This is a genomic window from Cellulomonas sp. P4_H4 (assembly GCF_056400865.1).
In genome coordinates, this window is record NZ_JBFUKL010000005.1 from 70,529 (window position 1) to 90,492 (window position 19,964).

Below are 19,964 nucleotides of genomic sequence, written 5' to 3' on the forward strand. Positions count from 1 at the left end.
GATGTTCCGCACCGTGCTCGTCGCCAACCGTGGGGAGATCGCCTGCCGCGTCGTGGCGACGCTGCGCCGCCTCGGCATCCGGTCCGTCGCCGTCTACAGCGACGCCGACCGCGAGGCCCGCCACGTCCTGCTTGCCGACACCGCGGTCCGGCTCGGGCCGGCCGAGCCGCGCGCGAGCTACCTCGACATCGACGCGGTGATCCGCGCCGCTCGGGCCTCCGGAGCGGACGCGATCCACCCCGGGTACGGGTTTCTCTCCGAGAACGTCGACCTGGCCAAGGCGTGCGAGGCTGCGGGGATCGTCTTCGTCGGCCCGGGGACGCAGGCCCTGCAGGTCATGGGCGACAAGATCCGCGCCAAGGAGCACGTGGTCGCCGCGGACGTTCCCGTGATCCCGGGGGTCGCGCTGACGGGGATCGACGACGAGGCCGCGGCGGACGGTCTCGGCTACCCGCTGCTGGTCAAGCCGTCGGCGGGCGGCGGCGGCAAGGGGATGGTGGTCGTCGACCGCCCGGAGCAGCTGCACGACGCGCTCGTGGGCGCGCGGCGGGTCGCGTCGTCGGCGTTCGCGGACGACACGTTGCTGGTCGAGCGCCTCGTGCGCATGCCGCGGCACATCGAGGTCCAGCTGCTCGCCGACGAGCACGGGACCGTGGTGCACCTGGGCGAGCGCGAGTGCTCGTTGCAGCGTCGGCACCAGAAGGTGATCGAGGAGGCGCCGTCCCCGCTGCTCGACGAGTCGACGCGCCAGCGCATCGGCGAGGCGGCCTGCAACGTGGCCCGCAGCGTCGGCTACGTCGGCGCCGGCACGGTGGAGTTCCTGGTGTCCGACGAGGCGCCGACGGAGTTCTTCTTCATGGAGATGAACACGCGCCTGCAGGTCGAGCACCCGGTCACCGAGCTCGTCACGGGTCTCGACCTGGTCGAGTGGCAGCTCCGCATCGCCGCCGGGGAGCCGCTCGCGTTCCGGCAGGAGGACGTCCGCCTGACCGGCCACGCCGTCGAGGCGCGCGTCTACGCCGAGGACCCCGCGCGCGACTTCCTGCCGACCACCGGCACGGTCCTCGTGCTCGACGAGCCGACCGGCGACGGCATCCGCGTCGACAGCGCGCTGCGCCACGGGCTGGAGATCGGCACGCTGTACGACCCGATGCTCGCCAAGGTGATCGCCTGGGCGCCCACCCGGTCCGACGCGCTCTCCAGGCTCGACAGCGCCCTGGAGCGGACGACGATCCTCGGCATCCGCACCAACCTCGGGTTCCTGCGGCACGTGCTGGCGGACCCCGCCGTGCGGGCCGGCCGGCTCGACACCGGGCTGCTCGGGCGCCTGCCGGTGCCGGCGTCGAAGCTCGATCCGGTGGCCGTCGTCGCGGCCACGCTGTGGCGGCACCAGGTCGCCGGGAACGGTGCGTGGCGCGCCGACGGGTGGCGCCTCGCCGATCCGCTGCCCACCCGCTACGACGTCGACCGCGTCGAGGTCGCCGTGCTCGGCCGGACGGTCACGGTCGGCGACGGCGCACCGGTCACGGCCGACCTCGTGCGTCGCGGACCCGACGCCGCCGACCTCGAGCTCGACGGCGTCGTCCACCACGTCCGCCTGGCCACGGACGGCGACGTCACGTGGGTGGGCGGCCACGGAGAGGTCCGCTTCCGCGGACGCGTCGAGCGCCTGGCCGACGAGCTCGCCGCACTCACCCGTGGGACGCGGAAGGCCGACCCGGTCGCCCGCTCACCCATGCCCGGCACGGTCGTCTCGGTCGAGGTCTCGGACGGTGACGACGTCGTCGCCGGTCAGACGCTCCTCGTGATCGAGGCGATGAAGATGGAGCACCGGGTCGTCGCCCCCAGCGACGGCATCGTCACCCTCATGGTCCGACCGACCGACCGGGTGGCTCTCGACCACGTGGTGGCCACCATCACCGGCCACCCCCATGAAGGGATCCCGGAATGACCTACGACCTCACCCCCGAGCAGCGCAAGCTCCGTGACGAGGTGCGCGACTTCGCCGACTCCGTCGTCGCCCCGGCCGCGTACGAGTACGACACGTTGCGCGAGCTGCCCTACGAGATCATCGCCCAGATGGGCGAGATGGGGCTGTTCGGCCTGCCGTTCCCCACCGAGTACGGCGGTCAGGGCCGGGACTACGTCGACCTCTGTCTCGCGGTCGAGCAGCTGGCCCGGGTCGACCAGTCGATCGCGGTGACTCTCGAGGCGGGGGTGGGCCTGGGCGCGATGCCGGTGTACCGCAGCGGGACCGAGGAGCAGAAGCAGGAGTGGCTGCCGATGCTCGCGCAGGGCAAGGCGCTCGCCGGGTTCGGGCTGACGGAGGCCGATGCGGGCTCCGACGCGTCGGGCACGAAGACGACCGCCGTGCTCGAGGGCGGCGAGTGGGTCATCAACGGGACCAAGCAGTTCATCACCAACTCCGGCTCCCGCATCACGCGGCTCGTGACGATCACGGCGGTCACGGGCGAGAGCGTCCGCGACGACGGCTCGGTCAAGAAGGAGCTCTCCGCGATCCTGGTCCCCAGCGGGACCCCGGGCTTCACGGTCCTGCCCGCCTACGACAAGGTTGGCTGGCACACGTCCGACACCCACCCACTGCGCTTCGAGGACGTCCGCGTGCCCGAGGCGAACCTGCTGGGCGTCCGCGGCCGTGGGTTCGCGTCCTTCATCCAGACGCTCGACGAGGGTCGTGTCGCGTTCGCGGCGCTCTGCGCCGGTGCGGCCCAGGGGTGTCTCGAGGAGGCCATGCGCTACGCGAAGAGCCGCAACGTGTTCGGCCACCCCATCGGCGAGAACCAGCACATCGCGTTCAAGATCGCCCGGATGGAGTCGCGCGTGCACTCGGCCAGGCTGGCGTGGCTCGAGGCCGCCCACCGGCTCGTCGCGGGCCAGCCCTTCAAGCTCGAGGCCAGCCTCGCCAAGCTCCTCGCGAGCGAGGCGGCCATGGACAACGCGCGCGACGCGACGCAGATCTTCGGTGGCTACGGGCTGATGAACGAGAACCCGGTGGCCCGGCACTACCGCGACTCGAAGGTGCTGGAGATCGGCGAGGGCACGACGGAGGTGCAGCTGATGATCATCGCGCGGGAGCTGGGGTTCGCGACGGCAGGAGCCAACAGATGACCAGGGACGTCGTCCAGCGGGGGCGGTACTTCGAGGAGCTCGAGCCGGACGTGCGCTACCTGCACCGGCCCGGGCGCACGCTCACGGAGGCGGACAACGTGCTGTTCTCGACGTTGACCATGAACCCGCAGTCGCTGCACCTCGACGCCGCCTGGGCGGCCGGCCAGCCGTTCGGGCAGCGGCTGATCAACTCGATGATGACGCTGGCCGTCCTCGTGGGCAGCTCGGTCGCGCAGCTCACGCAGGGCACGATCGTCGCGAACCTCGGGATCTTCGACGCGCAGTTCCCGCACCCGCTGTTCCACGGCGACACCCTGTACGCGGAGACGGTTCTCGTCGACAAGCGGCTGTCCCAGTCGCGCCCCGGTCAGGGCGTCGTGACGTTCGCGCACACGGGCCGCAACCAGGACGACGTCGTCGTCGCGACGGCGACGCGGACGGTGCTCGTCTGGTGCCGGGACGCGGCGCCATGAGCAGGTTCTCGTCGGGACCCGCGCTCCTGTTCTGCCCGGCGGACCGCCCCGACCGGTACGCCAAGGGCGCAGCCCGCGCCGACGCGGTGATCCTCGACCTGGAGGATGCCGTCGCGCCCGACGCCAAGGCGGCCGCCCGGCGCGCGCTGACCGACGTCCTGCTCGACCCCGACCGCACGATCGTGCGCGTCAACGCCGCCGGCACCGACGACCTGTGCGCCGACCTGCAGGCGCTCATGGGCACGCCGTACCGGACCGTGATGCTCGCCAAGACGGCGTCGGCCCACGACCTCCGACCGCTCGCGCGCTACGACGTCGTCGCGCTCGTCGAGACCGCTGCCGGCGTGCTCGACGTCGCGGCGATCGCTGCCGAGCCGAACGTCGTCGCCCTCATGTGGGGTGCCGACGACCTGGTCGCGTCCCTCGGGGGTACGTCGAGCCGCAGGCCGTCGGGTGCCTACCGCGACGTCGCCGTGCACGCGCGGTCCTCCGTCCTGGTCGCCGCGGGCGCGCACGGGAAGTCCGCGATCGACGCGGTCCACATGGACATCGACGACCTCGACGGGCTCGCGGCGGAGGCGTCCGACGCCGCGGCGAGCGGGTTCTGCGCGACGGCGTGCATCCACCCGTCGCAGGTCGAGGTGGTCCGCGCCGCCTACCGGCCGACCGAGGCCGAGGTCGCGTGGGCGCGTGGCGTGCTCGACCAGGCCGTCGGCGAGCACGGTGTGTTCCGTCGGGACGGGCAGATGGTCGACGGGCCGGTCCTCCGCCATGCCGAGCAGGTGCTCCACCGCGCGCTCTGAGCGACGCGCGCTCTCCTCGCGCTGAACACCCGCGCCGACCTCTACCCTGCGACGAGGGCCGGACTCGATCCGGCAGTCGACGATCGACGCCATGAGGGCTCAGTCGATCCCGGTGAAGGGCTGACCCGCGTGATCCACCACCTTCGTGCCGCGGGCGTCAGCGTCCTGCTCGACGCCCGCGGCACGGCCGTGCCCACGATCGTGCACTGGGGGCGTGACCTCGGTCCGCTCGACGACGAGGAGGCCACCGCGCTCGCGGACGCCTCGGTCCCCGCGGTGCCGCCGAGCTCGGTCGACCACCCGCTGCGCCTCTCCCTGACGCCGGGTCGCGCCGAGGGCTGGAGCGGCCGGCCCGGCGTCGTCGTGCATCGGCCGGGGGCTCCGGCTGACCTGCGTCTCACGGCCGCTGCGAGCGACGGCCTGACGTTCAGGGCCCGGGACGCGACCGTCGGCGTCGTGGTGGAGACCGAGGTCGAGCTGACCGAGCAGGGGATCCTGCGCGTGCGGCAGACCGTGCGCAACGAGGGCGACGACGGCCTGTCCGTCGACGCCGCCCACGTCGTCGTCCCGGTGCCCGAGCGTGCGCGCGAGGTGCTCGACTTCTCCGGGCTGTGGAGCCGCGAACGTCGGCCGCAGCGACACCAGCCGCCGCACGGGGTGTGGTCGCGCGAGTCGCGGCACGGCCGGCCTGGGCACGACGACGCGTTCCTGCTCACCGCCGGCGTGCCGGGCTTCGACTTCCGGCACGGCGAGGTCTGGGCCGCCCACGTCGCATGGAGCGGCGACAGCACCGTGTGGCTCGAACGGTCGGCGCTGGGTGCCTGCGTGCTCGGTGGCGGCGAGCTGCTCTCGCCCGGGGAGGTCGTCCTCGGGCCGGGTGAGGTCTACACCGGTCCCTGGGTCGTGCTCGTCTGGTCCGGTGCGGGTCTCGACGGCCTGTCCGACCGCCTGCACCCCTGGGTCCGGTCGTGGTCGACGATCCGCGGTCCGCGCCCGCTCGTCCTGAACACCTGGGAAGCCGTCTACTTCGACCATTCGCTCGCGGGCCTGGAGCCGCTCGTCGACGCTGCCGCCCGGGTCGGTGTCGAGCGTTTCGTGCTGGACGACGGCTGGTTCCGGGGTCGCACGGACGACCGGCGCGCGCTGGGCGACTGGTTCGTCGACGAGGAGAAGTGGCCGGGCGGGTTGCGTCCGCTCGTCGACCGCGTGACCGACGCCGGCATGCGGTTCGGGCTCTGGGTGGAGCCCGAGATGGTCAACCCCGACTCGGACCTCGCCCGCGAGCACCCGTCCTGGGTCTTGGGTGCGCCCGACGCGTCCACGTGGCGCAACCAGCGCGTCCTCGATCTCGCGCAGCCCGACGCCTGGGCCTACGTGTACGAGCGTCTGGACGCGCTGCTCACGGAGTACCCGATCGCGTACCTCAAGTGGGACCACAACCGTGACGTGCTCGGCCCGTACGCGCACCGGCAGACCCACGCGCTCTACCGGCTGCTCGCCGCCGTCCGGGAGGCCCACCCCGACGTGGAGATCGAGTCGTGCGCCTCCGGCGGGGCGCGCATCGACCTCGGCATCCTGCCGCTGGTCGACCGGGTGTGGACGAGCGACACCAACGACGCGCTCGAACGGCAGTCGATCCAGCGCTGGACCGGGCTGCTCGTCCCGCCGGAGTACCTCGGCAGCCACCTGGGCGCGGCTCGTGCCCACACGACAGGGCGCACTGCCGCCCTGCCGTTCCGGCTGATCACGGCGCTGTTCGCCCACGCGGGCATCGAGTGGGACCTGACCGAGGCGACCCCGGAGGAGCTCGACGTCATCGCCCGCTGGACCGAGCTCTACCGAGCGGAGCGCGCACTGTTGCACAGCGGCGTCGTCGTGCGCGCCGACGTGTCCGACCCCGGCTGGCTCACGCACGGCGTGGTGGCCACGGACGGGTCTCGTGCGCTGTTCGCCGCGGCTGCGCTGGGCTCGGCGCAGGCGGCGTTGCCACCCGTCCTGCGCCTGCCAGGGCTGGACCCCGATCGGCACTACCAGGTCCGGGTCGTCGACCTCGGCCCGGGGACCACTCTCGTGCAGGCGGTCGCGCCCGCCTGGTGGTCGGACCCGCCACTGCTCTCCGGACGAGTGCTGGGCGAGGTCGGGCTCCCGGCACCGCTGCTCGGTCCGGAGAACGCGGTCCTGCTCGCGTGCGACGCGGTCGATCCGCGCGCCTGACCTGCGCAAAGGCCTCTAGCGCGACCTCACCCGGTCCCGTTAGCGTGCACACATCGAACCTCACCCGCTCCTCGGTCGAGCTCGCGAGCTGGAGCAGCTGGCCCTGCTCGTCGGCTCGGCGCGCAACGGCCGCGGGGGCGCGCTGCTCGTCCGCGGTGACGCGGGGATGGGCAAGTCGACGCTGCTCGGCGCCGCCACCCGAGAGCACGTCGGCATGCGCGTCGTGCGGGCGGACGGCTACGAGGCCGAGGCTGCGATGCCGTACGCCGCGCTGCAGCGGATCGGCTCGCCGCTGCGGGAGCACCTGCCGTCCCTTCCGGCGCGACAGGTCGCCGCTCTGCGGATCGCCGCAGGCCTCGACGACGGCTCACCGCCCGACCGCTTTCTCGTCGGGCTCGGGATGCTCTCGCTGCTCGCCGCCGCGGGTGAGGCGCAGCCGCTGGTCTGTGTCGTCGACGACGTGCACCTGCTGGACGCCGAGTCGCTCGAGGTGCTCGCGTTCGTCGGGCGCAGGCTCAAGGCCGAGTCGGTGGCGCTCCTGCTCGCGACGCGTCCCGACGAACGTGTCGACGCGGTCGCGGTCGGCGTCCCGACCCTCGACCTCGACGGTCTCGACGCGTTGTCGGCGGTGCACCTGCTCAACCGGTCGGCGAGCGAGCCGGTCGATCCCTTCCTCGCCCGGCAGATCGCCGAGGAGTCCGTCGGGAACCCGTTGGCACTCATCGACCTCGGACGGGAGTTCACGTCGCGTCAGCTGACGAGCTCCTCGATCGCTCCCGTCCCCGTGCCGGTCGGCGCCCGGTTGGAGGCCCTGTACCTACGCCAGGTGGAGGCGATCCCGCCGCCGGCTCGTCGATGGTTGAGGGTGGCGTCTGCCGAGTCGGGTGGCGACGCCGGGCTGATCGACGCCGCGGCTGCACGTCTCGGGCTCGACGTCGAGGACTCGGCCGGCGCGGAGGGGCTCGCCGTCGTGGGTGACCGCGTGGTGTTCCGTCACCCGCTGGTCCGCTCGGCCGTCTACAACGGCATGCCCGCGCACGAACGCCGCCGGGTGCACGCGGCGCTCCGGGACGTCGCCGACGAGCGTGGGCGCACCGACGTCGCGGTCTGGCACGCGGCGGCCGCCGTCGTCGGCACGGACGAGGCCGTCGCCGCACGGATGGAGCGCGAGGCCGACTCGGCAGGTGGCCGTGGCGCCTTCGAGTCGCGTGCCCGGTTGCTGGCGCGTGCCGCCGACCTGACCCCGCAGGGGCCGGTCCGAGACGGGCGGCTCGTCGCCGCGGCGGAGGCGGCGGCAGGTGCAGGCGCCGCGCAGCTCGCGCTCGAGATGCTCGACAGCATCGACGAGTCGCAGCTCGACCAGGTGAGCCAAGGGCGTGCCCTGTCGCTGCGAGCGCTCCTCGCAACGTTCGTCGGAGACCCGGCGGGCATCACCGGTGGCGCGGCGGCGATGCTGCGCGCGGCCGACCTGTTCCACGGGAACGTCCCCGAGCTCGAGCAGCGCACCCTCGTGCGAGCGTTCGAGCTGGCGCTCCCGGCGGAGTGGTCGATGCGGGACGTCACGCTGCCGGAGCTCGGCCGCAGGCTCGCTGAAGCCGCCTCCGGCAGCTCATCGTCGGTCGTGCTGCGGGCGCTCGGCGCGCACATCCTGGACCCCTATGAGGTGGCCGTCCCGGCGATGCGCGAGGCGGTCGAGATGCTTCACGCCGCCGGCGACGACGAGCTGCTCGAGCTCAGCAGCGTCGGTGTTGCCCTGACGATGGCGCTCTGGGACGACCGCTCGTGCAGCACGCTGCTCGCGCGGGTCTCCCGCGCCGCACGCGACGCAGGAGCACTTCGGGTGCTCGACACGACCCTCTGGATGCTGAGCCTCACCGAGCTCGTGCGCGGAGAGGTGATCGCGTCAGGGCGGTACATCGACCAGGTCCGCGATCTGCGGCAGGCGATGGGGTACGACGCCGAACAGGTGGTGAACGCGTCGTACCTCGCGTGGGCGGGCGCCCCGACAGCGCAGGTCGAGATGATCGCCGAGGCGGTCCGCGACATGGGCTTCGGCGGGGTGTGGACGGCCGCGATGACCGGGCTGGGTGTGCGCGAGATCGCCGAGGGTCACTACCGAGACGCGTTCACGCGGTTCCGGGCCATGGTCGAGCGGCCGTTCCTCCAGGTGACGTACCAGCAGCTGCCGGACTTCGTCGAGGCGGGAGTGCGAAGCGGCCATGCCGACCAGGTCCGGGGTGCCGCCGAGCGGCTCGCGACCTTCGCGGGCGTCAGCGGCACCCCGTGGATCCGTGGCCTCGCGGCCCGTTCGGCGGCCCTGCTGGCCGCTGACGAGGACGCGGAAACCCTCTACGCCGAGGCGATCGAGCACCTGAGCGCGTCCACCGCGCGCGGCGACCTCGGCCGCGCTCACCTCGTCTACGGCGAGTGGCTGCGGCGCGCCAAGCGACGACGCGAGGCGCGAGAGCAGCTGCGGCTCGCGCTCGCGCTGTTCGAACGCCTCGGCGCACCGGCGTTCGCGGACCGGGCCCGCCGAGAGCTCGAGGCGACCGGAGAGCACATCGCCCGGTCGACGGGCGCGGCCCCCGACGCGCTGACGCCGCAGGAGGCGACCATCGCTCGGCTGGCCGCCTCCGGGCAGACGAACCCGGAGATCGGTTCCGCGCTCTTCATCAGCGTGAACACGGTCGACTACCACCTGCGCAAGGTGTTCCGGAAGCTCGAGATCACGTCGCGCCGACAGCTCGCGGAGCGCCTCGGCACGGACTGACTACGTGCACCACGTGGTTCGGGGCCTCGACCCGCCGCCGCACCATCGAGCATCCGAGAACGCAGAGGTGGTGCTCATGCCGTACGTCATCGCGGAGGACGGCGCGCAGATCTTCTACAAGGACTGGGGGAGCGGCGGCCGGCCCGTGCTGCTGAGCCACGGCTGGCCGCTCAACGCGGACGCGTGGGACGCCGCCGCGCTGTTTCTCGCGGAGCACGGCCATCGCGTGATCGCGCACGACCGGCGCGGCCACGGCCGGTCCAGCCAGACCTGGCACGGCAACGAGATGGACACCTACGCCGACGACCTGGCGTGCCTGATCGAGCACCTCGACCTCACCGGGATCACGCTCGTCGGGCACTCGACCGGTGGCGGCGAGGCGGTGCACTACATCGGCCGGCACGGCACGGCCCGCGTGGCGGGGCTCGTGCTCGTCTCGGCGGTCCCGCCGCTGATGCTGGGCTCCGACGACAACCCCGGCGGCCTCCCGATCGCGGTCTTCGACGCCATCCGCGCCGAGGAGGCGGCTGACCGCTCGCAGCTCTACCGCGACCTGGCCGACGGGCCGTTCTTCGGCAACAACCGCAACAACGACGTCTCGCAGGGCACGCGCGACGCGTTCTGGCTGCAGAGCATGGCCAGTGGCCACCGCGGTGCGTACGAGTGCATCGCGGCGTTCTCCGCCACCGACTTCCGTCCGGACCTCGCCAAGGTCGACGTGCCGACCCTGGTCATCCACGGCTCGGACGACCAGATCGTGCCGTTCGAGGTGGGGGGCGAGCGCTCGGCGGCCGCGATCGCCGGGGCCACCCTCACCGTCTACGAGGACGGCGCGCACGGACTGCCCGACACGGAGCGCTCCCGCCTGCACGCGGACCTGCTCTCGTTCGTCGACTCCCTACCCCACTGAGAAAGGACCGACCATGACCACCATCGTGCTCGTGCACGGCCTCTGGATGACCCCGCGCAGCTGGCGCGGCTGGAAGGAACGCTTCGAGGCGGCCGGACACACGGTGCTCGTGCCCGGGTACCCCGGGTTCGAGATCGAGGTCGAGGCGCTGCGAGAGAACCCCGACCTGATCGCCCGGCTGACAGTCCCCGAGACCGTCGACCACATCGCCGCGCAGATCGAGGCGCTGCCCGAGCCGCCGATCATCATGGGCCACTCGTTCGGTGGCACGCTCACGCAGCTGCTGCTGGCCCGGGGTCTCGGCTCGGCAGGAGTGGTCGTCGACTCCGCGCCGACGGAGGGCGTGCACGTGAGCCCGTTGTCGCAGATCAAGTCGCTGTTCCCGGCCCTGAAGAACCCGGCGAACTACCACCGCGCCGTCGGGTTCACGCCCGAGGAGTTCCACTACGCGTTCGCCAACACGATCTCACGCGAGGACTCCGACGCCGCCTGGCAGGAGTTCGCGATCCCCGCGCCTGGCAACTGGGTGTGGGCGTACGGACTCATCGCCAACTTCAAGCCCGGCAAGCAGGAGACCTGGGTGGACTACGACGCGGACCGGGCGCCGCTGCTGTTCATCGGCGGCGAGAAGGACCACATCATGCCGCCGTCGGTGAACCGGTCGAACGCGAAGCACTACGCCAAGTCGCCGGCCCTCACCGAGTACCACGAGTTCCCGAACCGGTCGCACTGGATCTGCGCGGAGCCGGGTTGGGAAGAGGTCGCCGACTACGCCCTCGAGTGGGCCCTGGCCCACGCGAAGGTCTCGGCCACCTGACGTCGAGCCCGAGGGGCCGCCTACAGGGCGGCCCCTCGGCCGGCTCACGCCTGGATGAACTCCAGCAGGTCGGCGTTGATCGTCTCGAACTGCGTGGTCGGCATCCCGTGCGGGAAGCCCGCGTACGTCTTGAGCGTCCCGTTCTGCAGGAGCGCTGCGGACAGGGGACCGGAATCCGCGTAGGGCACGACCTGGTCGTCGTCGCCGTGCATCACCAGGGTCGGCACGGTGATCTTCTTGAGGTCCTCGGTGAAGTCCGTCTGCGAGAACGCGACGATGCCGTCGTAGTGGGCCTTGATGCCGCCCATCATCCCCTGGCGCCACCAGTTCGCGATGATCGCCTCGACCGGCTCGACGCCGTCGCGGTTGAAGCCGTAGAACGCGGTCGAGGGCAGGTCGCGGTAGAAGGCGGACCGGTTGGTGGCGACCTCGGCCTGGAGCCCGTCGAACACGGCCTTCGGCAGGCCGCCTGGGTTCGACTCGGTCTGGACCATGATCGGCGGGACCGCGGAGATGAGCACGGCCTTGGCGACGCGGCTCTCCCCGTGGCGGGCGATGTAGTGGACCACCTCGCCGCCACCGGTCGAGTGGCCGACGTGGACGGCGTCCTGCAGGTCCAGGTGCGCCGTGAGGACCGCCAGGTCGTCGGCGTAGTGGTCCATGTCGTGGCCGGTGTCGGTCTGCGTCGAGCGGCCATGGCCACGGCGGTCGTGGGCGACCACGCGGTAGCCGTGCTGAAGGAAGAACATGAGCTGGGCGTCCCAGTCGTCGCTCGACAACGGCCAGCCGTGGCTGAAGACGATCGGCTGACCCGAGCCCCAGTCCTTGTAGAAGATCTCGACGCCGTCGGGCGTGGTGACAGTTCCCATGGATGCGCTCCCCAAACCATTGGTGGTGTTGGCGACACTAATGCGCAAACCGGACACTCCGCGACCTATCCTGGCGGTCTGGAAGTGAACGGCGGACGAAGGACAGACGTGTGACTTCTCAGCCGGTGCTGACTCCTCTGACCAGCAACGCGATCTTCCTGGTGCTCAGCATCCGCCCCGGTGGGGAGGACCAGGTGCGTGACCTCCTGACCGACGTCACTGCGCTCCAGCGGTCGGTCGGCTTCCGCGAGCCGGCCGGGGGACTGGCGGTCGTCACCGGCATCGGGTCGCGGGCCTGGGACCGGTTGTTCCCCGCAGCCGCCCGACCGGCGAGCCTGCACCCGTTCCGCGAGGTGATCGGCGACGTGCACCGCGCGGTCGCGAGCCCCGGCGACCTCCTGTTCCACATCCGGGCCACCCGCATGGACCTGTGCTTCGAGCTGGCGACGCACCTCGTCGACAGGCTCCGCGGGGCAGCGGTCGTGGTCGACGAGGTCCACGGGTTCAAGTACTTCGACGAGCGTGACCTGCTCGGGTTCGTCGACGGCACCGAGAATCCGGCCGGTGCGGCGGCGCTGAGCGCCGTGACGGTCGCCGACGAGGACCCCGAGTTCGCCGGGTCGAGCTACGTGGTCGTGCAGAAGTACGTGCACGACCTCGACGCGTGGAACACCCTGTCCACCGAGGCGCAGGAGCGCGTGATCGGACGGACCAAGCTGTCCGACATCGAGCTGCCCGACGAGACCAAGCCCGACAGCTCGCACGTCGCGCTCACCACGATCGAGGACGCCGACGGCACCGAGCGCCAGATCGTGCGGGACAACATGCCGTTCGGCAGGGTGGGCGAGGGGGAGTTCGGCACGTACTTCATCGGGTTCGCGAACGATCCGGGGGTCATCGAGCAGATGCTCACCCACATGTTCGTCGGCAAGCCGCCGGGAAACTACGACCGCATCCTCGACTTCTCGACCGCTGTCACCGGGAACCTGTTCTTCGTCCCGTCGGTCGAGCTCCTCGACGACGGACCACCCGAGCCGCCCGTCGTCGACGCACCACCTGAGACGCCCGTCGTCGATGAACCACCCGAGTCCTCGCTGGGCATCGGCAGCCTGAGAAGGAGCACGCCGTCATGAGCAACCTGCACCGCCACCTCGCACCGATCTCGGAGGCCGCCTGGGCCGACCTCGAGGCGGAGGCGCGCCGCACGTTCACGCGGCACGTCGCGGGACGCCGCGTCGTCGACGTGGTCGGGCCGGCGGGGGAGGCGCTCGCGACCGTCGACACCGGCAAGGTCACCGCGATCGACCCACCCGCGGACGGCGTGCTGGCCCAGCTGCGGCTCGCGCAGCCGCTGGTCGAGCTGCGCGTCCCGTTCACGGTCGACCGCCAGTCCGTCGACGACGTCGAGCGAGGGCGCAGGGACGCGGACTGGCAGCCGGTGAAGGACGCGGCCAAGCAGATCGCGTTCGCCGAGGACCGCGCGATCTTCGAGGGCTTCGGCGCCGCGGGGATCGACGGCGTCCGGGCGAGCATCTCCAACGGGGCGATCGCGCTGCCCGCCGACGTCCGCGACTACCCGGTCGCGGTCGCGCAGGCGCTCGGCGCCCTGCGGCTCGCCGGCGTCGACGGCCCGTACGCGCTCCTGCTCTCGGCCGACGACTACACCGCCGTGACCGAGACGTCGGACCACGGGTACCCGATCCACGAGCACCTCGCGCGCGTCGTCGACGAGATCGTCTGGGCGCCCGCGATCGACGGGGCGTTCCTGCTCTCGACCCGCGGTGGTGACTTCGAGCTGCACGTCGGCCAGGACCTGTCGATCGGGTACCTCTCGCACGACGCGGCCACCGTGCAGCTCTACTTCCAGGAGTCGCTGACGTTCCTCGTGCAGACGAGCGAGGCGGGCGTCGCCCTCACGCAGGGCTGACCGTCAGGACGCGACGCGCGCCTTGATCAGACCCACCACGCGACCGAGGTTGAGGGTCCAGCCGACGCCGAACACCCGCGGGTTGATCAGGTGCGTGCTGTCCGGGTTCCACATCCGCTCCTTGACCCTCGCGAGCGTGGGCCAGCGCAGGTCGTACGGGACGAAGCCGATGAGCTTCCCGTTCCACGTCCTCAGCTCCTGAGGGGTGCGCAGCTCCTTGACCACAGCCGTCACCAGGAGTGCGAACGAGATGAGCTTGAGCAGGCGGTTGAAGTCCTGCGAGCGCTTGCGGTGTTCGTCCGGCGTGGTCATCTCTCGGCTCCCTGGTCAGCTGCGGTGGACGTGATCCGTCTCCCCGCCCAGCGTGCCCCAGGACGCTCGCCGGGGGAACCACCCCGAGGCGGGCATCACTGCACGGGCTGGAGGTTCGCGGACGCCTCTTCCGCGCGGTCGAGGAGACCGTCTGCGGTGACCTCCGGAGGGTCGGCGGTCGGGCAGGAGACGAGGAGACAGACCACCGACGTGCCGTCCTGACGCACGGTGTCACCGTCGGCGAACGCGGCGGTGCCCTTCTTCTCCGGCGACAACGAAGGGGACCAGAGCTGCGCGAGGGCCGTGCACCGCGGCGGCCGGCTGTCGATCGGCGCGTCGGTCCAGCCCTCGTACGGACCGGTCCAGCTGCCCTCCGGCAGGTCGGCCACGGTGAGCGTGCCGTCCGTCGGGACGTCCGGGGTGTCGTCCTGCGTGCAGCCCGTCAGGAGCAGGAGCGCCGCGCCGGCCAGCACGAGGCGATGAGGTCGACCCTCACGACGAGGGGGGCGTGGGTGCTTCCTGACGGGCCAGTGCCAGCGGCAGGATCACGTCGTCGATCATGCGGACGATGAACTCGTCGTCGATCTTCAGCCCTGCCACCATCTTGCGGTAGGAGATCATCGCGGGCGCCACGGCGGCCACCATGTCGAGGTCGATGCCGTCACGCAGCTCGCCACGTCCCTCGGCACGCTCCAACAGCTCGCGCATCAGCCGGACGCGTGACGCGACGAACTGCTCGTGGAAGACCTTCGCGACCTCGGGGTTCTCCCGCACCGCGGACATGAGGCCCGACATGAGCTCCGCGTCGTTGGTGGCGGGCCGGCCGAAGCGCACCGACAGCATGTCGCCGCGCAGGGAGCCCGTGTCCTCGATCTCGTCGGCCGACATGGGGACGCCACCGCCGCACACGACCGCGTCCACCGTGAGCTGCACCTTGGACGGCCAGCGGCGGTAGACGGTCGCCTTGCCGGCGCCGGCGCGGTCGGCGACCGCGTCCATGGTCATGCCGTCGAACCCGCGCTCGGCCAGCAGCTCGCGCGCGGCCAGGAGGATCGCGTCGTTCTTGGAGCCGTCGCGGCGGCGGCCGGGTCGGCGCGCCACTGTCGTGTCCACGGGGCTCCTTCTCGTCGTCGTTCGTCGTCGGCGGTCAACATATGACAGATGTAACGATACTCGGGGGTTCCGAAACTCGCCAGTTTCGTATTAGTCTCGTTCTACCGACCACGCCGTCCCCCGGAGCAGAGCCATGTCCATCCCTGTAGTAGAGACCAAGCACCGCTGGTGGGTCCTCGCCACCGTCGCGCTCGCCCAGCTCATGGTCGTCCTCGACGCGACCATCGTGAACATCGCGATGCCGTCGGCCCAGGCCGACCTCGGCTTCAGCGACAACGACCGTCAGTGGATCGTCACCGCGTACGCGCTCGCCTTCGGCAGCCTCCTGCTGCTCGGCGGACGGCTGGCCGACATGTTCGGTCGCCGCCGCATGTTCCTCATCGGCCTCGTCGGCTTCGCGATCGCCTCGGCGCTCGGCGGAGCGGCCCAGAGCTTCGAGCTCCTCGTCGCGGCCCGTGCGCTTCAGGGCGCCTTCGCGGCGGTCCTCGCTCCGGCGGCCCTGTCCGTCCTGACGACGACCTTCACGGAGCCCAAGGAGCGCGCCCGTGCCTTCGGCGTGTTCGGCGCGATCGCCGGCATGGGCGGCGCCATCGGCCTGATCCTCGGCGGCTTCCTCACCGAGAACTTCAACTGGCGCTGGAACCTCTACGTGAACGTCTTCATCGCGGCCTTCGCGTTCGTCGCCGGCAGCATGCTGCTGTCCAAGACGGTCGTCCGGCACCACAACCACCTGGACCTGTCGGGCATCCTGCTCGCCTCGGGTGGCCTCTTCCTGCTGGTGTTCGGGTTCTCGCAGGCCGAGCCCAAGGGCTGGGACTCGCCGGTCGTCTGGGGCTCCCTGGCCGTCAGCGTGATCCTGCTCGTCGGCTTCGTGATCCGTCAGCGCACCGCCCAGTTCCCGCTGCTGCCGCTGTCGATCGTGCAGGACCGCGACCGCGGCGCCTCGTTCCTCTCGATCCTCGTCGCCGGCTCGGGCATGTTCGGTGTGTTCCTCTTCCTCACCTACTACCTGCAGCTGACCAAGGGCTACTCGCCTATCCAGACCGGCTTCGCGTTCCTGCCGATGGTCGTGGCGATCGTCATCACCGCCCAGCTGCAGACGAACCTCCTGGTCCCGCGGTTCGGTCCCAAGATCATCGTGCCGTTCGGCATGGCGATGGGCACCGGCGCGATGCTGTGGCTGTCGCAGCTCACCGCGACCAGCGGCTACGGGCACGTGCTGATCGGCCTGCTCGCGATGGGCATCGGGATGGGCTCGATCATGCCGCCGTCGTTCCAGGCCGCCACGCTCGGCGTCCCGCGCTCGTCGGCCGGTGCCGCCTCGGCGATGGTCTCGACGAGCCAGCAGGTCGGTGGCGCCATCGGCACGGCCGTCCTCAACACGATCGCTGCCACCGCGGCGACCGCGTACATCGCGGACAACCAGCCCGCCGGTCCGGAGGTCGTCGCCGCCGGTGCGATCCACTCGTTCTCGGTGACCTACACCTGGGCCGCCGGCATCTTCGCGCTGGGCTTGATCCTGAGCGCCTCGCTGTTCCGCACGCGTGCGGACCGCGCGGCCAGGCTCGCCGACGCCGCGCCCGTCGCCTCCGAGGAGGAGCCCGTCCTGGCGCACTGAGGCCAGACGGTCAAGTCCTGCCTCCGAGGGGTCGATGTCCTGACATCGACCCCTCGGAGGTATCTGTGCGTGAGCCGCGACAGACGGTGCCGCTGCCCTGGCTGACGCACTGGATCACCTGCGTGGCGCTCGTCGTCCTGCTCGTCAACGACCATGTGCTCAAAGCGCGTCTCGGCACGTGGTGGACCGGAAAGCTGTCCGACGTCGCGTGGCTCGTCGTGACGCCGCCGCTGGTCGCGGTCGTGCTCGCGGTTCTCGCGCGGGGATGGGGCGTGAGACGCCCGAGCGATCGGGCGGTCATGGCGGTCGTCGCCTCGGTGTTCGTCGTCGTCAAGACGACCGCCCTGGGCGCCGCCTCCGCGTCGGCGGTCCTCACGGCCCTCGCCGGACCGAGCGTCGTCCTGGCGGACCCGACCGACCTGCTCGCCGTGCCCGCGCTGGTCCTCGCATGGCTCGCCGCCCGGGGCGCGTGGGCTGGCATCTGGGCGCGTGCGCCGTGGCTCGTCGTGCTCCCGGTGGCGGTGCTCGCGACCGCCGCGACGAGCGTCGGCGAGGAGCAGCGCGGCGCGACGCAGATCGCCGTCGTCCACGACCAGCTCATCGTCGGTGACGGCTGGCAGGACCAGCCGCCCGCTGCCTGGTACGTCTCGAGTGACGGGTCGGCGTGGGACGTCGTCCACCACTACGGCGACGGCGCCGCCACCAAGCTCTCGATCGACCGCGCGTACGAGAGGGCCCGGGGGACCGACGAGGTCTGCGCGCCCGAGGCGCCGCACGAGTGCTACCGAGCGGTTCGGCACGGCCTCGGGGTCGAGCGCAGCGACGATGCCGGCGGGACCTGGACGTCGGACTGGGGGGTGCCCGACGACCAGGTACGCGAGCTCGCCGACCGGTACGAGCCGCCGGTCGGGCCGATCGAGACGTTCGGCGTCGCGCTCGTGCCGACGGCGACGGGCTACCGGGTCTACGCCGCGAACGGGGGCGACGGTCTCGCCGTGCGCGACGAGCACGGCACGTGGACGCGGACCGGCCTGAGCTTCCAGGACCACGCGCCCGCTGTCGTCCCGCTCCCCGGCGAGCCCACCACGATCGACTATCCCGTCTCGTGGGGCGCGATCCTGGCCGCGCCGGCCGTGCTGCTGACGCTCGTCGTCGCCGGCCTGGTTCGTCCTCGCGGTCCGCGGCGCCGGCGCACGGTTGCTGCCGCGATCCTCGCCCCGGTCGCGCTGGTCGCGTCGGGGATCGCCGCGATGCTGAATCTGCGTCTCGGAGTCGTGGACGGTCAGACGATCGGATCGAAGTGGATCTTCGGCGCGCTCCTCCCCGGCGGTCTGGTCCTCGGGCTGGTGGTGCTCGCGCTCGGAGGCGCGATCGCCGTCGTCGTCCTGCAGCGGCGGGGCGTCCAGGCGGCCGTGGTGATCGCCACCGGGGTGGTCGCCGCAGTCTGCGCCGCGGCGCTCCCGTGGCCGGTGCTGGGCCCGGCCGTCGGGGTGGGCGTGGTCCTCGTCGGCGCCACAGGCTGCCGGGCGCTCGCACGGCGTCAGTCTCTCGACGAACCGGCCTCAGCCCAGCACTGAGGGTGCTCCGCTGTCGAAGCCGATCAGCAGGTGCCCGATCGGCGACACCGAGTCGATGCCGTCCGGCAACGTCGTGTGCCAGGCCTTCGCCCCGTCGTCCAGCTCGAACGCCACGAGCTCGGTGGTGCGGTCGTGCCGGATCGACGCCAGGACATGGCGGCCGTCGGTGAACAGGTTCCGCAGGATCGCTCCGGTCGGCACGGAGGACTGCCAGAGGATCTCGCCGCTCGACCCGTCGACCGCGACCACCCCGCTCGACGTCATCAGGTAGATGCGTCCGAGGACGACCAGGGCCTTCCCGTAGCTGCGTCGGTCGAGCGTCCACCGGTGCTCACCGGTGTCCCGGTCGAACGACTCCACGACCTGCCCGTACGTCAGCACGAGCCTGGGCACGCTGCCGTCGTCGACGCCGATCGCGACCCGCAGTCCGGGGTACGTCACGTCGACCGGGGCGTGCAGGTCGGACGACACCGCGCTCCCGGAGGTGTTGGTGGAGACGGTGACCTCGCCTGTGCTCGGGTCGACCGCGTAGCCGGTCCGTGCGTCGACGTCCGAGCGGAGCACCGCGCCGTCGCGGTCCAGCAGGGTGACCATGCCGGGCGGCATCCAGATGCCGACCTCCTCGCCCGCGGCGAACACGGCACCGTGCGACGTCACGGGCGCCGGCGGCCGGGCGTGCCGCCAGCGCACCGCGCCCGTGAGCGGGTCGGTCGCGACGACCTGGAGCCCGCCGTCGCCGGTCGCAGACGCCGTCACGACGAGGTCGGGGAGCACCACGAACGACGTCGCGCCCGGCGCCGGACGGGTCGCGACGACGCGACCCGTGCTCGCGAGGATCACGATGATGCGGCTCTCGGTGGGGGGCCGGAGAGCAGGTGGTTCCGTCCCGTACTCGACGTATCCGTCGCTGACCAGACAGATCGCGGTGTCGCCGGCGTCGTGCGCCGTGTCACGCTCGGCGGCCCCTCGAACACCTTGGCACCCTCCGAGCGGGACGCCGCGGAGGGTCGGACGACGGCCCGGGTTCGCGTCGAGCACGGGGATCGACCAGCGTCGCGCGCCGGTCAGCTCATCGAGCGCGACGAGCCGGTGGGAACCGTCCTGAACGTGCTCGACCGCGACGACCGCAGAGCCCACCTGGGCACCCGTGAAGAAGCGCCCGCCTGATCCGTCCTCGGGTGCCCAACGCACGCCGATCGTCGGCGAGACCGGCCGCACGACCCCGGGCAGGCCACCGAGCCGGTCCTGGGCCGCGCGATAGCGCTCGTCCGCGACGGACTGGACGCCGACGAGCGTCGCGACCAGAACCAGGGGGACGAGCGCCCACCACCAGCGCAGCCGACGCCGAGGACGTGGCGCTGTCGCACCGACCTCGTCGGCGTCCTGCAGGTCGACCTGCTGCTTGCCCGCCCCGGCGCGCGCCATTCTCGGA

At 71.8% G+C, this 19,964-nt stretch carries 17 protein-coding genes; 12 read left to right on the top strand and 5 right to left on the bottom strand.

The window, feature by feature from the left end; translation table 11 throughout:
- Nucleotide 1 precedes the first annotated feature (1 nt).
- From AC1DPN_RS14800 to AC1DPN_RS14835, 8 genes are all read left to right on the top strand, one after another.
- Nucleotides 2-1,951, top strand: a complete 1,950-nt coding sequence (locus tag AC1DPN_RS14800; protein ID WP_477085531.1) for an acetyl/propionyl/methylcrotonyl-CoA carboxylase subunit alpha — start codon at nt 2-4, stop codon at nt 1,949-1,951.
- Complete coding sequence (locus AC1DPN_RS14805; RefSeq protein ID WP_477085532.1) at nt 1,948-3,129, top strand: acyl-CoA dehydrogenase family protein; 1,182 nt, start codon at nt 1,948-1,950, stop codon at nt 3,127-3,129. Before AC1DPN_RS14800 ends, AC1DPN_RS14805 begins: the two co-directional genes overlap by 4 nt.
- Nucleotides 3,126-3,602 carry a MaoC family dehydratase gene (locus tag AC1DPN_RS14810; RefSeq protein WP_477085533.1) on the top strand — a complete coding sequence of 159 codons (477 nt, stop codon included), beginning with the start codon at nt 3,126-3,128 and terminating at the stop codon, nt 3,600-3,602. The genes AC1DPN_RS14805 and AC1DPN_RS14810 overlap by 4 nt, the downstream gene beginning before the upstream one ends.
- A complete protein-coding gene (locus AC1DPN_RS14815) occupies nt 3,599-4,405 on the top strand; it encodes an HpcH/HpaI aldolase/citrate lyase family protein (protein WP_477085534.1) in 807 nt (268 codons plus the stop codon). The genes AC1DPN_RS14810 and AC1DPN_RS14815 overlap by 4 nt, the downstream gene beginning before the upstream one ends.
- Nucleotides 4,406-4,534: 129 nt before the next feature.
- Nucleotides 4,535-6,619, top strand: coding sequence for an alpha-galactosidase (locus AC1DPN_RS14820; RefSeq protein WP_477085535.1), 2,085 nt, complete (start codon nt 4,535-4,537; stop codon nt 6,617-6,619).
- 52 nt (nt 6,620-6,671) lie between these two features.
- Nucleotides 6,672-9,389: an ATP-binding protein gene (locus tag AC1DPN_RS14825; protein WP_477085814.1), complete on the top strand. Its 2,718-nt coding sequence runs from the start codon at nt 6,672-6,674 to the stop codon at nt 9,387-9,389.
- A 76-nt stretch (nt 9,390-9,465) separates the two neighbouring features.
- Entirely contained in the window at nt 9,466-10,299 is an 834-nt protein-coding gene (locus tag AC1DPN_RS14830) for an alpha/beta fold hydrolase (RefSeq protein WP_477085536.1), read from the top strand.
- A gap of 13 nt (nt 10,300-10,312) precedes the next feature.
- Nucleotides 10,313-11,116 (top strand): alpha/beta hydrolase, encoded by an 804-nt coding sequence (locus AC1DPN_RS14835; protein WP_477085537.1) that lies wholly within the window; start codon nt 10,313-10,315, stop codon nt 11,114-11,116.
- A gap of 44 nt (nt 11,117-11,160) precedes the next feature.
- On the opposite strand, the gene AC1DPN_RS14840 is transcribed toward AC1DPN_RS14835, so the two are convergent.
- A complete protein-coding gene (locus AC1DPN_RS14840) occupies nt 11,161-11,985 on the bottom strand; it encodes an alpha/beta fold hydrolase (protein ID WP_477085538.1) in 825 nt (274 codons plus the stop codon).
- Between the two features lie 110 nt (nt 11,986-12,095).
- Here AC1DPN_RS14840 and AC1DPN_RS14845 point away from each other — a divergent pair, with 110 nt between their 5' ends.
- On the top strand, nt 12,096-13,118 hold the full coding sequence (locus AC1DPN_RS14845) for a Dyp-type peroxidase (protein ID WP_477085539.1): 1,023 nt from the start codon (nt 12,096-12,098) through the stop codon (nt 13,116-13,118).
- A complete protein-coding gene (locus tag AC1DPN_RS14850; RefSeq protein WP_477085540.1) occupies nt 13,115-13,912 on the top strand; it encodes a family 1 encapsulin nanocompartment shell protein in 798 nt (265 codons plus the stop codon). Before AC1DPN_RS14845 ends, AC1DPN_RS14850 begins: the two co-directional genes overlap by 4 nt.
- A 3-nt stretch (nt 13,913-13,915) precedes the next feature.
- On the opposite strand, the gene AC1DPN_RS14855 is transcribed toward AC1DPN_RS14850, so the two are convergent.
- The 3 genes from AC1DPN_RS14855 to AC1DPN_RS14865 all read right to left on the bottom strand — a co-directional run bounded on the left by AC1DPN_RS14855 (nt 13,916) and on the right by AC1DPN_RS14865 (nt 15,337).
- Complete coding sequence (locus tag AC1DPN_RS14855) at nt 13,916-14,224, bottom strand: DUF5808 domain-containing protein (protein WP_477085541.1); 309 nt, start codon at nt 14,222-14,224, stop codon at nt 13,916-13,918.
- Nucleotides 14,225-14,319: 95 nt separating this feature from the next.
- A complete protein-coding gene (locus AC1DPN_RS14860) occupies nt 14,320-14,697 on the bottom strand; it encodes a hypothetical protein (protein ID WP_477085542.1) in 378 nt (125 codons plus the stop codon).
- Nucleotides 14,698-14,716: 19 nt separating this feature from the next.
- Complete coding sequence (locus AC1DPN_RS14865) at nt 14,717-15,337, bottom strand: TetR/AcrR family transcriptional regulator (protein WP_477085543.1); 621 nt, start codon at nt 15,335-15,337, stop codon at nt 14,717-14,719.
- 133 nt (nt 15,338-15,470) lie between these two features.
- On the opposite strand from AC1DPN_RS14865, the gene AC1DPN_RS14870 reads away from it, so the two are divergent.
- Both AC1DPN_RS14870 and AC1DPN_RS14875 read left to right on the top strand, forming a co-directional pair.
- The gene (locus AC1DPN_RS14870; protein ID WP_477085544.1) at nt 15,471-16,955 is read left to right on the top strand and encodes an MFS transporter; all 1,485 of its coding nucleotides are present in this window, start codon (nt 15,471-15,473) and stop codon (nt 16,953-16,955) included.
- A 65-nt stretch (nt 16,956-17,020) separates the two neighbouring features.
- Complete coding sequence (locus AC1DPN_RS14875; protein ID WP_477085545.1) at nt 17,021-18,532, top strand: hypothetical protein; 1,512 nt, start codon at nt 17,021-17,023, stop codon at nt 18,530-18,532.
- Here AC1DPN_RS14875 and AC1DPN_RS14880 read toward each other — a convergent pair.
- Nucleotides 18,518-19,957, bottom strand: a complete 1,440-nt coding sequence (locus AC1DPN_RS14880; RefSeq protein ID WP_477085546.1) for an outer membrane protein assembly factor BamB family protein — start codon at nt 19,955-19,957, stop codon at nt 18,518-18,520. The genes AC1DPN_RS14875 and AC1DPN_RS14880 overlap by 15 nt on opposite strands.
- Nucleotides 19,958-19,964 lie beyond the last annotated feature (7 nt).

Bases quoted from the DNA above. Each gene is read 5' to 3' on its own strand.
- AC1DPN_RS14850 (WP_477085540.1), top strand. From the start codon at position 13,115: ATGAGCAACCTGCACCGCCACCTCGCACCGATCTCGGAGGCCGCCTGG.
- AC1DPN_RS14840 (WP_477085538.1), bottom strand. From the start codon at position 11,985: ATGGGAACTGTCACCACGCCCGACGGCGTCGAGATCTTCTACAAGGAC.
- AC1DPN_RS14870 (WP_477085544.1), top strand. From the start codon at position 15,471: ATGTCCATCCCTGTAGTAGAGACCAAGCACCGCTGGTGGGTCCTCGCC.
- AC1DPN_RS14800 (WP_477085531.1), top strand. From the start codon at position 2: ATGTTCCGCACCGTGCTCGTCGCCAACCGTGGGGAGATCGCCTGCCGC.
- AC1DPN_RS14855 (WP_477085541.1), bottom strand. From the start codon at position 14,224: ATGACCACGCCGGACGAACACCGCAAGCGCTCGCAGGACTTCAACCGC.
- AC1DPN_RS14805 (WP_477085532.1), top strand. From the start codon at position 1,948: ATGACCTACGACCTCACCCCCGAGCAGCGCAAGCTCCGTGACGAGGTG.
- AC1DPN_RS14880 (WP_477085546.1), bottom strand. From the start codon at position 19,957: ATGGCGCGCGCCGGGGCGGGCAAGCAGCAGGTCGACCTGCAGGACGCC.
- AC1DPN_RS14830 (WP_477085536.1), top strand. From the start codon at position 9,466: ATGCCGTACGTCATCGCGGAGGACGGCGCGCAGATCTTCTACAAGGAC.
- AC1DPN_RS14835 (WP_477085537.1), top strand. From the start codon at position 10,313: ATGACCACCATCGTGCTCGTGCACGGCCTCTGGATGACCCCGCGCAGC.
- AC1DPN_RS14810 (WP_477085533.1), top strand. From the start codon at position 3,126: ATGACCAGGGACGTCGTCCAGCGGGGGCGGTACTTCGAGGAGCTCGAG.
- AC1DPN_RS14815 (WP_477085534.1), top strand. From the start codon at position 3,599: ATGAGCAGGTTCTCGTCGGGACCCGCGCTCCTGTTCTGCCCGGCGGAC.